Origin of the sequence: Skermanella rosea (assembly GCF_016806835.2) — a bacterium.
GTDB lineage: Bacteria > Pseudomonadota > Alphaproteobacteria > Azospirillales > Azospirillaceae > Skermanella > Skermanella rosea.
The window spans coordinates 4,181,254-4,193,277 of the sequence record NZ_CP086111.1; the positions used below are offsets into that span (position 1 = coordinate 4,181,254).

The window sequence follows — 12,024 nt, forward strand, 5'->3', positions numbered from 1 at the left end:
GTCCGTTCAGGGTATCGGTCTTCGAGGGTGGCGGCATCCTGGAGCGGCGGAGGCTAACGGGCAAGTGTCCAAGACGCCCGGCGCCGGTCTTTTTAGCCTGTTGCCTGCACCTGCCGATGATGGCATTCAAGGCGTCTAGTCTTCATCGGAGTTCCCCCGTGCCGGACTTGGCCACATCAGCCGCATCACCTGCCGAACTGGCGGCGGCTGCGCCCGCTCGCCCGGAGCCGCCGCCGGCTATCGGCTCGCTGACGTTGCCCGACGGGGCGGTGGTCCGCCATGCCTGCTGGGAGCCCGATGGAGCCCCCCGGGCGACGCTCCTGATGCTGAACGGCCGGTCGGAGTTCATCGAGAAGTATGACGAGCTGGCACGGGACTGGAACGCCCGCGGGTTCCGCGTCTTCAGCCTGGACTGGCGCGGCCAGGGTCTTTCAACCCGGCCGCTGCCGCCGCCCCGCCAGCAACGGCACTACCTGACCGACTTCGCGACCTTGGAGGAAGACCTGCAGGTCTTCCTGGAACGGGTCGTGGTGCCGCGGCAGGCGGGGCCGCTGGTGCTCTATGCCCACTCCATGGGCGGGCATGTCGCGGCGCGGTACCTTACGTCCGGCTGGCACCATTTCGCCGCCGCCGTGCTGTCGGCGCCCATGGCGGACATCGGCACGCAGGGGATCCCCCGCCCTCTGGTCCGCGCGCTGGCGGCGCTGATGAGCTTCGCCGGGTTCGGCACCGCCTATGCCCTGGGGCAGGGCGACTATGATCCGGACCGGCAGGATTTCGCGACCAATCCCGTCACCCATGACGCGAGGCGCTGGGCGATCCATCACCAGTGGTTCCGCGCCCATCCGGAACTGCGGGTCGGCGGCGTCACCTGGGCCTGGCTGCGCGCGACCTTCCGCTCGGTGGACCTGCTGGCCAGGCCGGAGACGTCGGCGGCCGTCGATTTGCCCATGCTGGTGCTGAGCCCGGTGCAGGACCCGCTGATCCCGCCCGAGGCGCACCAGGACCTGTGCCGGCGCTATCACAAGTGCCGGCTGGTGCGCTACCCCGAGGCCCGGCACGAGATCATGATGGAGACCGACGATCTGCGCGCGCGGGCCTGGGCCGATATCGACGGCTTCCTGGCCGAGGTGCTGCCGGAAGCGCCCGCCCTACGAGGAGGGATACTCGGCGATGCCGCCATGGGCGCCTGACCAGTCCACCGGGTTGTTCAGGAACTTCTCGACCTCGCCCAGGGTGTGCGTGTCGAAATAATTGTTGTCCTTGGCGACCCGCAGCACGTCCCACCAAGTCGCCAGCGCGTGCAGCCGCACGCCCATGTTGGCCATGTTGGTGCGGCTCTGCGGGAAGATGCCGTAGTGGAAGACCACGAAGGTGTCGGATACCCGGGCGCCGGCGTCGCGCAGCGCCTGGACGAAGTTGATCTTGCTCTTGCCGTCGGTGGTCAGGTCCTCGACCAGCAGGGTGCGGGCCCCTTCCACCACGTCACCCTCGATCTGGGCGTTGCGGCCGAAACCCTTGGGCTTCTTCCGGATATACTGCATCGGCAGGGCCAGCCGGTCGGCGATCCAGGCGGCGAACGGGATGCCCGCGGTCTCGCCGCCGGCGACGATGTCGATCGACTCGAACCCGACTTCCCGGGCCAGGGTCGCCGTCGCGAAATCGACCACCGCGTTGCGGGCGCGCGGATAGGAGATGATCTTGCGGCAGTCGATATAGACGGGGCTGGCCCAGCCGGAGGTGAAGATGAACGGCTTGTCGCCGTTGAAATGCACCGCCTTGATCTCGATCAGCATCTTGGCGGTGAGCGTGGCGATGAAGTCCGGATCGTATGACGTGCTGAGCGAGGTGTGAGGCGAGGTCATGGGCGCGGGTCCGTATGAGGAGTTCAGGGATCAGGATTCGGGGACGAGGCGCCAGTCCAGGCGCTCGCCGCTCTGGAAGGGCAGCACGGCGTCGCCGTCGGCGGACAGGACGATGTCCGGGACGGTCTGGCCGGTCCGGTCCAGCGTGATCGTGTCCGGATTGGGATCCAGCCCGTAGAAGCGGGGACCGTTGAGGCTGGCGAACGCCTCGAACCGGTCGAGCGCCCCCTCCTCCGCGAAGACCTGGGCATAGACCTCGACCGCGGTCGGAGCCGTGAAGACGCCGGCGCAGCCGCAGGCGCTTTCCTTGGCGGTGACGGGATGCGGGGCGCTGTCGGTGCCGAGGAAGAACGGCGCCGCCCCCGAGGTGGCGGCGCGGCGCAGGGCCAGCCGGTGGCGCTCGCGCTTGGCGATCGGCAGGCAATAGAGATGCGGGCGAATGCCGCCGGCAAAGATATGGCTTCGGTTGATCACCAGGTGGTGGGCGGTGATGGTGGCGCCCAGCCGGCCGCTGGCGTCGGCGGAGACGAAGTCCGCCGCCTCCTCCGTCGTGATATGCTCGAACACCACCTTCAGCTCCGGATAGCGCTTCAGCAGCGGCGCCAGCACGCGGTCGATGAAGACGGCCTCGCGGTCGAAGATGTCCACGTCCTGGTCGGTCACCTCGCCATGGACCAGCAGCGGCATACCGATGCGCTGCATCCGCTCCAGCACGGCGGAGACCTTGTCCAGGTCGGTCACGCCGTGGGCCGAGTTGGTGGTGGCGTGCGCCGGGTAGAGCTTGACCGCGGTGAAGACGCCTTCCTCGTGGCCGCGGGCGATCTCGTCCGGATCGGCGCCGTCGGTCAGGTAGCAGGTCATCAGCGGCTGGAAGTCCGAGCCCTCCGGAATGGCGTCGCGGATCTCCGCGGCGTAGCGCTTCGCCTGATCCACCGTGGTGACCGGCGGCTTCAGGTTGGGCATGATGATGGCGCGGCCGAACTGCCGGGCGGTGAAGGGCAGCACCGCCTTCAGCATGGCGCCGTCGCGGAGATGCAGGTGCCAGTCGTCGGGACGGCGTATGGTGAGGCTGTTCGGCGTGTCTGACATCGCATGCGGTCCGCTGACGGGGGGATCTTCCGGCGTTCGCCTCAGCGGGTTTTAGAGGCTTTGCGCGCCTGGCTCAACCGGCATGGGCGGTGGTCTGGTTTGCGCGAGCGCACGGAAGCCGCTAGATTGCCGGCCCTGTTGAAGCTCCCCGAAAAACCGGCCCCCGAAGAAAACCGACATGAGCCTGATCCAAGCCAAGACCCCGCCGGGCGTGATGGAACTGCTGCCCAAGGACCAGATCGCTTTCCAGCGATTCCTGGACACCATCCGGCGCGGATACGAGCGCTTCGGCTTCCTGCCGGTGGAAACCCCGGTGTTCGAGACGGTGGACGTGCTGCTGACCAAGACCGGTGGCGAGACCGAGAAGCAGGTCTATTTCGTCCAGTCCACCGGCGCGCGCCAGCAGGGCAAGGACGCCGAGCTGGCGCTGCGCTTCGACCTGACCGTGCCGCTGGCCCGCTATGTGGCCGAGCACGAGCACGACCTGGCCTTCCCGTTCCGCCGGTACCAGATGCAGCGGGTCTATCGCGGAGAGCGGGCCCAGAAGGGGCGGTTCCGCGAATTCTACCAGTGCGACATCGACGTGATCGGCAAGGACAGCTTGCCCGTCGCCTACGACGCCGAGATGCCGGCGGTGATCTACCACGTCTTCCGCGAGCTGAACGTCGGCGGCTTCACCATCAACTTCAACAATCGCAAGATGCTGGCCGGTCTGTTCGAGACCTTCTCGATCGAGGACGGCGAGCGGCGCAAGCTGGCGCTCCGCGAGATCGACAAGCTGGACAAGATCGGCCGGGACAAGGTGATCGAGAGCCTGTCCGGCGAAGGGATCGGGCTGGACCGAGAGCTTGCGACGCGGCTGCTGGACGCCATCGGCCTGACCGGCACCAATGCCGAGATCATGGCGGCCCTGGGCGCCATGGGGGGCAGGAGCGAGCTGTTCGCCCAGGGGCTGGCGGAGCTGGAAGCCGTGCTGGCCGGCCTGAAGGCGCTGAAGGTGCCGGAGGAGTTCTACCGGATCAACCCGGCCATCGCGCGCGGGCTGGACTATTACACCGGCACGGTCTACGAGACCTTCCTGAACGACTTCCCCGGGATCGGCAGCGTCTGCTCGGGCGGGCGCTACGACAATCTGGCCAGCCACTACACCAAGTCGAGGCTGCCGGGCGTCGGCATCTCGATCGGCGCCACCCGGCTGTTCTACCAGCTGAAGGAAGCCGGCGTCATCAAGGGCGACGGCAGCACCAGCGCCGTCCTGGTGACCCAGCTGGACCCGGCGCTGTCCGCCGACTATCTCGCGATCGCCGCCGAGCTGCGCGACGCCGGGATCAACACGGAGGTGCAGTTCGAGGCCTCCAAGATCGCCAAGCAGCTCAAATACGCCGACCGTGCCGGCATCCGCTTCGCCGTCCTGATGGGTACCGACGAGCAGGCGCGCGGCACGGTGACGCTGAAGGACCTGGGCAAGGGCGAGCAGCACGACGTGCCGCGGGCGGAGCTGGCGGAGCGGGTGCGCGGACTGATCTAGGGCCACAGATTACGGCGATGCCCGGAGATGATCCCGGGGGTATCTTCCTCCATAGCGGTTCATCTGTGGCAAACCCCCTTAACCCCGGCCCACCAGCCGCCCGTCCACCAGATTGACCCGCCGGCTGGTCTGCGCTGCCAGTCCCTCGTCGTGGGTTACCGTGATCACCGTCGTCCCCGTCTCCCGCGCCAGCCGGGCGAAGATGTCGAAGACCGTCTGGGCGCTCTTCGTGTCCAGGTTGCCGGTCGGCTCGTCGGCCAGGATCACGCGCGGGCGGTTGGCGAGAGCGCGGGCGATGGCGACCCGCTGGCGCTGCCCGCCGGACAACTGCGACGGCAGCTTTGCCGCCTGATCGCCCAGCCCCAGATCCTCCAGCAAACCTTCGGCACGCTTCCGCAACTCCGCCTCCGGGCTGCCGCCGAGCTTCCGCATGGGGATCATCACGTTGCCCAGCACCGTGAATTCCGGCAGCAGGAAATGGAACTGGAACACGAAGCCCAGCTTGGACAGCCGCAGCGCGGCCAGTTCGGCCGCGCCCGCCTCGGACGTGTCGCGCCCTTCCAGGAGGATCGAGCCGGAGGTCGGCCGGTCGAGCAGGCCCAGCAGGTAGAGCAGCGACGACTTGCCGGAGCCCGAGGGACCGGTGATCGCGACGAACTCCCCCTCCCCGATGCTGAGGTCGATGCCGTCGACCAGCGTCACCGGGACCGTGCCGGGCAGCACACGCCCGACGCCCCTCGCCTCGACCACCGGCTTCATGCGGCACCGCGGATGATGTCCACCGGGTTCGCCCCCGCCGCCCGGCGCGCCGGTATCCAGGCGGCCACTCCCGAAGCCGCCAGGGAGAACAGCCCGCCGATCCAGTAATGGGTCAGCGACCATTCCAGGAAGAAGCGGTCGTTCCGGACCATGCCGCCGACATCGAATCGGATGCTGGCGAGCAGAGATGTCAGCCCGAAGCCGATCAGCCAGCCCAGCACCGCGCCGATCATCCCGATCATCAGCCCCTGCATCAGGAAGGTCCGGCGGATATCGGACTCGGTCAGGCCGATGCTCTTCAGGATCGCGATGTCCCGCGACTTCTCGTACACCACGGTCGAGATGATGTTGAAGATGCCGAAGGCGGCGACCACCATGATGGCGCCGACGGTGGAATACATGATGGCGTTCTGGATCCTGAAGACGCCGAAGACGCCCTCGTTCGCCTCCTGCCAGCTTTCGGCACGGTAGCCGTAGAGCGACTCGATCCGGGCCGCCACCTCGCGGGCGTCGTCCACGCGGTCCAGGCGGATCCGGATCTGGTTGATCACGTTGGCCCTGGATTGCAGGATCTGGGACTTCTTCAGCAGGATATAGGCCTGCCCCTCGTCGAGGTTGACGATGCCGGTACGGAACAGCCCGACCAGCTTGACCCGCAGGATCACCCCGGCCGGCGAGATGGCGTTCAGGCTGTCGCCCATCTTGGCACCCAGCTTGTCCGCCAGCCCCACGCCCATCACGATGCCGTTGGCGGCGCTGGACAGGTCGGCCAGCCGGCCCTCGACCATGTCCTGTTCCAACTGGGTGACGCGCACCTCGCGCTCCGGCACGATGCCGATCAGGCTGGCGCTCTGGTCGGCGCTGCCGTAGCGCAGGATCACCTGCCCGGTCAGCGACGGGGCCACCGACAGGCCCGGCCACTCCGACAGGGCCGCGACGAGGGTGCCGGCCTTGCGGATGCCGCGGATCTCGTTCCGCGGCTTCAGCCCGTGCAGGACCACGGCGCCGTCGGGGAAGGCCGCGGCGACCGGCTGGACCGCCGGCTCCCGGAACTGGTCGCGCACGGTGATGTGGGGCGAGGCGTTGATCACGGTATCGACGAAGTAGCTCTGGAAGCCCTGCATCAGCGCCGCCATGGCGATGAAGAACCCCACGCCCAGCGCCACGCCCATGACCGACACGACCGTCTGCCGCTTGCGGCCCAGGATATGGGTCAGGGCGAGATCGAGAAGGAGCGGGCGCGGCATGGCGGCACCTCAGGATCGCTGCTGCTTCGGCCGGACCGATGAACCGTCGGCCAGCTCCGGCGGCGGGTCCAGCACCACGGTTTCCCCTTCCGCCAAGCCCTCCCGGATCTCCACGACGCCCTGCCCGACCACGCCCATGACGACGGGCCGCCGCTCCGCGCGTCCGTCCCGCACCACGAAGACATGGCCGGCGGACAGGGCGGACTGGGGCACCAGCAGGGCGGCATCCTCCCGGCGCACCACGATGTTGGTCTCCACCGTCATGCCGATCATCAGCGGCGTGTCCGGCGGCAGGGCGATCCGGACCCGATAGCTCTTGTTGACCGGGTCGCCCTTCGGCGTGATGTCGGCCACCGTGCCGTCCAGGACGCGGCCGGCGAAAGCGTCGGCCTTGATCAGGGCCGGCTGGCCGGGGGATATCTGGGGAATGTCCTCCTCGTCCACTTCCGCCTCGATTCGCAAGGGGCTGGGCTGGCCGATCCAGAACAGGACGTCCTCGGGCCGGGCGATCTCCCCGATCTCGCCGTCGCGGCGCAGGACCATGCCGTCCATGGGCGCCCTCAGCCGATGGTCCTCGACCCGCTGGCGGGCCGCGTTGAGGGTGGCGGCGGCCTGGTCCAGCTGGCTGCGGGCGCGCTCCTCCACCTGCGTCGTGGTGACACCCCGCCGCGCCAGTTCTGACACCCGGTCGAGTTCGGACCGCAGGAAGCGCAGTTCGGCTTCGAGCTGCGCGACCGCGGCCCGGTGCTCGCGGTCGTCCAAGCGCATCAGGATCTGGCCGGTCTTGACCGCGTCGCCCTCGAACGCCTCGACCGAGGCGATCCGGCCGGTGCCGAGCGGCTGGACCTTGGCCCAGGAGACAGGCTCCACCGTGCCGCTGGCATAGACCGCCTCGACCGCCGGCCCGCGGCCGACCGTCGCCGTCGCGACCGCGGGAACCCCGTAAAGATACTGGAACAGACCCAGGGCGAGGATGGAGCAGGCCAGGAGGAAGGTGGTTATGAGGAATCCGCGCCTGATCCTGTGCATCTATCCGCCGACATGATCGTTCAAGCCTCCGGCATCCTCCTATATAGGAAGGGTAAGTGCCAACCGTCCCTTGCTTCGGGCCGAACCGGCGAGCAGCGTCTTGATCCTTTCTTCCCTTCCACCTCCCACCGCTCCCCCGGCCGTCCTCGTCCACGGCATCGACGGCCTGCGCGCCGCCCTCGCCGCGGCGGCGGACCTCGGGCGTCCGCTGACGGTGCTGAGCTTTCCCGGGGCTGCCGGGTCCGCCGGGGCATCCTGGTTCCATGCCCTGGTCCGGGCGGGTTCGGCGGACTATCCGGACGTGCCGGTGACGGCGGTGCTGGACTGCGCCGGACAGCCCGGCCACGCCCTGGCCGCGCTGCGGGTCGGGGTTCGCCATCTGCTTCTGGCCGACTCGGTGCCGGCTTGGCCGCGGGTCAGGGCCATCGCGGAAACGGCGGGAGGCACGCTGTATGGTTCCGCCGGTCCGGTCTTCGATCCGCGCTTCTTCCGCGACCCCGTCAGGGGATGCCGCGAATGGCTCGCGGTAAACCCATAGGGCGAACCGACGCAGCGTTGCAAACGCCGCACCGAACGGCTATGCAAAGCCGCATTTTCCGACAGAAAACAAATCGGGACCTGGACCATGAAGATCACGCGCCGCGTCAAAGAGATCCTCGCCAATTACGAGAGCGACAATCCGGGAACCAAGGGCAACCTCGCCCGCATCCTGATGGAAGGCCGTCTCGGCGGTACCGGCAAGCTGATCATCCTGCCGGTGGACCAGGGGTTCGAGCATGGCCCGGCGCGCAGCTTCGCGCCCAATCCCGCCGGCTATGACCCGCACTATCACTATCAGATGGCGATCGACGCCGGCCTGAGCGCCTATGCGGCGCCCCTGGGCCCGCTCGAGGCCGGTGCCGACACCTTCGCGGGCGCCATCCCGACCATCCTGAAGATGAACAGCGCCAACAGCCTGTCGCGCCAGAAGGAAGCCGCCGACCAGGCCGTGACCGCCAGCGTCAAGGACGCGCTGCGGCTGGGCTGCACGGCCATCGGCTTCACCATCTATCCCGGCTCCGACGCGATGTACCAGCAGTACGAGGAGATCCGGGAGCTGAGCGCCGAGGCCAAGAGCTACGGCATCCCCACGGTCCTGTGGTCCTATCCCCGCGGCGGCCCCGTGACCAAGGACGGCGAGCTGGCGGTCGACGTGATCGCCTATGCCGCCCACATGGCGGCCCTGCTCGGCGCCCACGTCATCAAGGTCAAGCTGCCGACCGACTATCTTGAGAACGCCGACGCCAAGAAGGTCTACCAGCAGCGCGAGATCCCGATCGGCACCCTGCCCGAGCGGGTGCGCCACGTGATGCAGTCCTGCTTCAACGGCCGCCGCATCGTCGTCTTCTCGGGCGGCGCCCACAAGGACGAGAATGCCATCTTCGACGACGCGCGGGCGATCCGCGACGGCGGCGGCAACGGCTCGATCATCGGCCGCAACAGCTTCCAGCGGTCCCGCGAGGACGCGCTGGCCCTGCTCGACCGGCTGGTGAAGATCTATCTCGGGAAGGAATAACTCCCGGGCTTTCCGCTCCTCCGGGCCGGGCTCCCGTCTCCCGGATCCGGGGGAGCGTTTTCATTTCTGGCGGAGTTTTCTCCCATGGCGGACTGCCGCCTCTATCTCTGCACGCCGCCGGCGCTCGACCCGGCCGAGTTCGCCGACCAGCTGGCGCAAGCCCTGGACGGCGGCGACGTCGCCTGCGTCCAGCTCAGGCTGAAGGACGTGGACGACGACACGGTGCGCCGCGCCGTCGACGCGCTGCGGCCGATCTCCCAGTCGCGCGGCGTCGCCTTCATCCTGAACGACCGGCCCGACCTTGCGGCGGAGACGGGATGCGACGGCGTCCATGTCGGACAGAGCGACTGGCCCTATGCCAAGGCGCGGAAGGCCGTGGGGGCAGACGCCATCGTCGGCGTGACCTGCCACGACAGCCGGCACCTCGCGATGGAAGCGGCGGAGGCCGGCGCCGATTATGTCGCGTTCGGCGCGTTCTATCCGACCACGACCAAGCCGTCCCACTACCGGCCGGAGCCCGACCTGCTGCAATGGTGGTCGGAGATGATGGAAGTCCCCTGCGTCGCCATCGGCGGCATCACGCCGGAGAACTGCACGCCGCTGGTCAAGGCCGGCGCCGATTTCATCTGCGTCGTCACGGCGGTGTGGAACCACCCGGAGGGTCCGGGCGCCGGGGTCAAGGCGTTCAACTCGGCAATCGGGGCGGCGGCAGGCTGAGCCTGCCGCCGTATCAGTCTCAGCGCAACGCGGCACAGGCCCGCTGGATGCGCTGGCAGGCCTCTTCCAGCTCCGCGGTCGAGGTCGCGTAGGAGATGCGGAAGAAGGGCGCCAAGCCGAAGGCCGAGCCCTGGACCACCGCGACGCCTTCGGACTCCAGCAGGTAGGTGACGAAGTCCTCGTCCGTCTCGATCACCTTGCCGTCCGGGGTCGTCTTGCCGATCGTGCCCTCGCACGAGGGATAGACGTAGAAGGCGCCTTCCGGCTTGTGGCACTTGATGCCGCTCGCCTGGTTCAGCATCGAGACCACCAGGTCGCGGCGCTCCTTGAAGGCTTCCGCCCGCTCCTTGATGAAGTCCTGCGGGCCGTTCAGCGCCTCGACGGCGGCCGCCTGGCTGACCGACGACGGGTTGCTGGTGCTCTGGCTCTGGATCACGCCCATCGCCTTGATCAGCTCCTTCGGACCGGCCGCGTAGCCGATCCGCCAGCCGGTCATGGCATAGGCCTTGGACACGCCGTTGACCGTCAGGGTGCGGTCGTACAGCGACGGCTCGACCTGGGCCGGGGTCGTGAACTCGAACCCGTCATAGTTCAGGTGCTCGTACATGTCGTCGGTCATCACCCAGACATGGGGATGGCGGACCAGCACGTCGGTCAGCGCCTTCAGCTCCGCCCGGGTGTAGGCGGCGCCGGTCGGGTTGTTGGGGCTGTTCAGGATCAGCCACTTGGTCTTCGGCGTGATCGCCTTCTCCAGGTCCGCGGGCTGGAGCTTGAAGCCGGTGTCGGCCGGGCACTCGACCGGGACGGGCACGCCGTCGGCCAGCAGCACCATGTCCGGATAGCTGACCCAGTAGGGCGCCGGCACGATCACCTCGTCGCCGGGGTTCAGCGTCGCCATCAGGGCGTTGTACAGGACCTGCTTGCCGCCGGTGCCGACCGTCACCTGCTCCGGCGTGTAGTCCAGGCCGTTCTCGCGCTTGAACTTGGCGCAGATCGCCTTCTTCAGCGCCGGGGTGCCGTCCACCGCGGTGTACTTCGTATCGCCCGAGCGGATCGCCGCGATCGCGGCTTCCTTGATGTTCTCGGGGGTGTCGAAGTCGGGCTCGCCGGCGCCGAGGCCGATGATGTTGCGGCCGGCGGCCTTCAGCTCACGGGCCTTCTGGGTGACGGCGATGGTCGGCGAGGGCTTGATGTTGCTCAAGCGGGTGGCGATGAACGGCATGGCATGGGACCCGGTGCGGATTTCGATCTGGGCGAAGTCTGTTGAATCTACGCGGCGGAGACCCTACGCCCGCCGCCTCCCCCGTGCAAGCGGCACGGCCGATGGATACGGTGCGTCCGGGCACCCTCGTCGCGCGCAGGATCCGCACGAGAGTCGACTGTCGCGTGCCGCCTATGCTAAAGTTCTTACCCTTCTCCACTTTAGTAGATGGAAGCATACGGCGGTGCACGCCCCAGGCCTCACCCAACTGCTGGTCTACAGCGCATTCATCGTGCTGGGCATGGCTGTGCTGTACGCTTTCAGGCCACCACCTCCGCCGAAGGTCAAAGGCCAGCGGATCACTCTGCGCAGGACCATCGACAACCTGAACCATCCCTCCCTGCACGACGTCCGAATCATCGACAAACAGGGCCGCATCGTCTGCATCGAGCACATCATCCGCCTGCCATCCAGCATCGTGCTGATCGGGACGGTGGCCGCCTCCGCCAAGGGGGAGGTGACCGGCAGCGAGTTCTCCCGGACCTGGAAGATCTCCAACCGGGGCGGCACGACGACCTGCGTCAACCCGCTGCTGGAACTGCAACCCCTGAACCTCGCCTTCAAGCGCCGCTTCCCCCTGCTGCGGATCCGCGGCCTGGTGGTTTTTCCGGATACGATCAGCTTTCCGAACGGTGCGCCCAAGGGAGCGGTCTGCGCCTCCGACTTCGAGCGGTGGATCGGGGAGGTCCTGAAGATGGACGGCACCGTCAGTTCCGCGACCGAACAGGCCTGGCCGGCGATCGCCGCCATGGTGGCGTCGGCCCAGGCCCGCATCGAGCAGGCACGGGCCAAGGGCCTGCTGGGCGGGCAGGACGCGGGCGGCGGCAAGGCGAAGCCCGGCAAGAAGTCCCTCGGCCCGGTGCCCGTGCGCGCGGCGGCGGCTTCCCGCGGACGCTGATGCAGGACGCGATCCTTTCGTGAACGGATTCGCTCCGGGGGGACTGGCAGCGGGTGTCCGCGTTGAATATCTTACC

At 68.1% G+C, this 12,024-nt stretch carries 12 protein-coding genes; 6 read left to right on the forward strand and 6 right to left on the reverse strand.

Features of this window, described 5'->3' with window-relative positions; genetic code table 11:
• Positions 1-158: 158 nt before the first annotated feature.
• Positions 159-1,193 carry an alpha/beta hydrolase gene (locus JL101_RS19525; RefSeq protein WP_203097728.1) on the forward strand — a complete coding sequence of 345 codons (1,035 nt, stop codon included), beginning with the start codon at positions 159-161 and terminating at the stop codon, positions 1,191-1,193.
• On the opposite strand, the gene JL101_RS19530 is transcribed toward JL101_RS19525, so the two are convergent.
• Positions 1,152-1,865 (reverse strand): orotate phosphoribosyltransferase, encoded by a 714-nt coding sequence (locus tag JL101_RS19530; RefSeq protein WP_203097727.1) that lies wholly within the window; start codon positions 1,863-1,865, stop codon positions 1,152-1,154. The two genes, JL101_RS19525 and JL101_RS19530, sit on opposite strands and share 42 nt — an antisense overlap.
• A gap of 30 nt (positions 1,866-1,895) precedes the next feature.
• Positions 1,896-2,954, reverse strand: coding sequence for a dihydroorotase (pyrC, locus tag JL101_RS19535; RefSeq protein WP_203097726.1), 1,059 nt, complete (start codon positions 2,952-2,954; stop codon positions 1,896-1,898).
• A gap of 178 nt (positions 2,955-3,132) precedes the next feature.
• Between pyrC and hisS the strand changes: the two genes are divergently transcribed.
• Complete coding sequence (gene hisS / locus JL101_RS19540) at positions 3,133-4,482, forward strand: histidine--tRNA ligase (protein WP_203097725.1); 1,350 nt, start codon at positions 3,133-3,135, stop codon at positions 4,480-4,482.
• A 78-nt stretch (positions 4,483-4,560) separates the two neighbouring features.
• Here hisS and JL101_RS19545 read toward each other — a convergent pair whose 3' ends face one another.
• Genes JL101_RS19545 through JL101_RS19555 form a run of 3 tightly spaced genes read right to left on the reverse strand, consistent with a single transcriptional unit; the run spans position 4,561 to position 7,517 of the window.
• Positions 4,561-5,241 carry an ABC transporter ATP-binding protein gene (locus JL101_RS19545; RefSeq protein ID WP_203097724.1) on the reverse strand — a complete coding sequence of 227 codons (681 nt, stop codon included), beginning with the start codon at positions 5,239-5,241 and terminating at the stop codon, positions 4,561-4,563.
• Positions 5,238-6,488: an ABC transporter permease gene (locus JL101_RS19550; RefSeq protein WP_203097723.1), complete on the reverse strand. Its 1,251-nt coding sequence runs from the start codon at positions 6,486-6,488 to the stop codon at positions 5,238-5,240. The genes JL101_RS19545 and JL101_RS19550 overlap by 4 nt, the downstream gene beginning before the upstream one ends.
• A 9-nt stretch (positions 6,489-6,497) precedes the next feature.
• The gene (locus tag JL101_RS19555; RefSeq protein WP_203097722.1) at positions 6,498-7,517 is read right to left on the reverse strand and encodes an efflux RND transporter periplasmic adaptor subunit; all 1,020 of its coding nucleotides are present in this window, start codon (positions 7,515-7,517) and stop codon (positions 6,498-6,500) included.
• Positions 7,518-7,617: 100 nt separating this feature from the next.
• Between JL101_RS19555 and JL101_RS19560 the strand changes: the two genes are divergently transcribed.
• From JL101_RS19560 to thiE, 3 genes are all read left to right on the forward strand, one after another.
• Positions 7,618-8,055, forward strand: a complete 438-nt coding sequence (locus tag JL101_RS19560) for a hypothetical protein (protein WP_203097721.1) — start codon at positions 7,618-7,620, stop codon at positions 8,053-8,055.
• Positions 8,056-8,142: 87 nt separating this feature from the next.
• Positions 8,143-9,072, forward strand: coding sequence for a class I fructose-bisphosphate aldolase (locus tag JL101_RS19565; protein ID WP_203097720.1), 930 nt, complete (start codon positions 8,143-8,145; stop codon positions 9,070-9,072).
• 84 nt (positions 9,073-9,156) lie between these two features.
• Positions 9,157-9,789 (forward strand): thiamine phosphate synthase, encoded by a 633-nt coding sequence (thiE, locus tag JL101_RS19570; RefSeq protein ID WP_203097719.1) that lies wholly within the window; start codon positions 9,157-9,159, stop codon positions 9,787-9,789.
• Between the two features lie 19 nt (positions 9,790-9,808).
• Here the strand turns inward: thiE and JL101_RS19575 are convergent, their stop codons facing one another.
• A complete protein-coding gene (locus tag JL101_RS19575) occupies positions 9,809-11,011 on the reverse strand; it encodes an aspartate transaminase (protein WP_203097718.1) in 1,203 nt (400 codons plus the stop codon).
• 223 nt (positions 11,012-11,234) lie between these two features.
• On the opposite strand from JL101_RS19575, the gene JL101_RS19580 reads away from it, so the two are divergent.
• Entirely contained in the window at positions 11,235-11,948 is a 714-nt protein-coding gene (locus tag JL101_RS19580) for a hypothetical protein (RefSeq protein ID WP_203097717.1), read from the forward strand.
• Positions 11,949-12,024: the final 76 nt, after the last annotated feature.

Excerpts from the sequence above, each read along its gene's own strand:
- JL101_RS19545 (WP_203097724.1), bottom strand. The coding sequence starts at position 5,241 with ATGAAGCCGGTGGTCGAGGCGAGGGGCGTCGGGCGTGTGCTGCCCGGC.
- JL101_RS19550 (WP_203097723.1), bottom strand. The coding sequence starts at position 6,488 with ATGCCGCGCCCGCTCCTTCTCGATCTCGCCCTGACCCATATCCTGGGC.
- JL101_RS19565 (WP_203097720.1), top strand. The coding sequence starts at position 8,143 with ATGAAGATCACGCGCCGCGTCAAAGAGATCCTCGCCAATTACGAGAGC.
- pyrC (WP_203097726.1), bottom strand. The coding sequence starts at position 2,954 with ATGTCAGACACGCCGAACAGCCTCACCATACGCCGTCCCGACGACTGG.
- JL101_RS19555 (WP_203097722.1), bottom strand. The coding sequence starts at position 7,517 with ATGCACAGGATCAGGCGCGGATTCCTCATAACCACCTTCCTCCTGGCC.
- hisS (WP_203097725.1), top strand. The coding sequence starts at position 3,133 with ATGAGCCTGATCCAAGCCAAGACCCCGCCGGGCGTGATGGAACTGCTG.
- JL101_RS19575 (WP_203097718.1), bottom strand. The coding sequence starts at position 11,011 with ATGCCGTTCATCGCCACCCGCTTGAGCAACATCAAGCCCTCGCCGACC.
- thiE (WP_203097719.1), top strand. The coding sequence starts at position 9,157 with ATGGCGGACTGCCGCCTCTATCTCTGCACGCCGCCGGCGCTCGACCCG.
- JL101_RS19530 (WP_203097727.1), bottom strand. The coding sequence starts at position 1,865 with ATGACCTCGCCTCACACCTCGCTCAGCACGTCATACGATCCGGACTTC.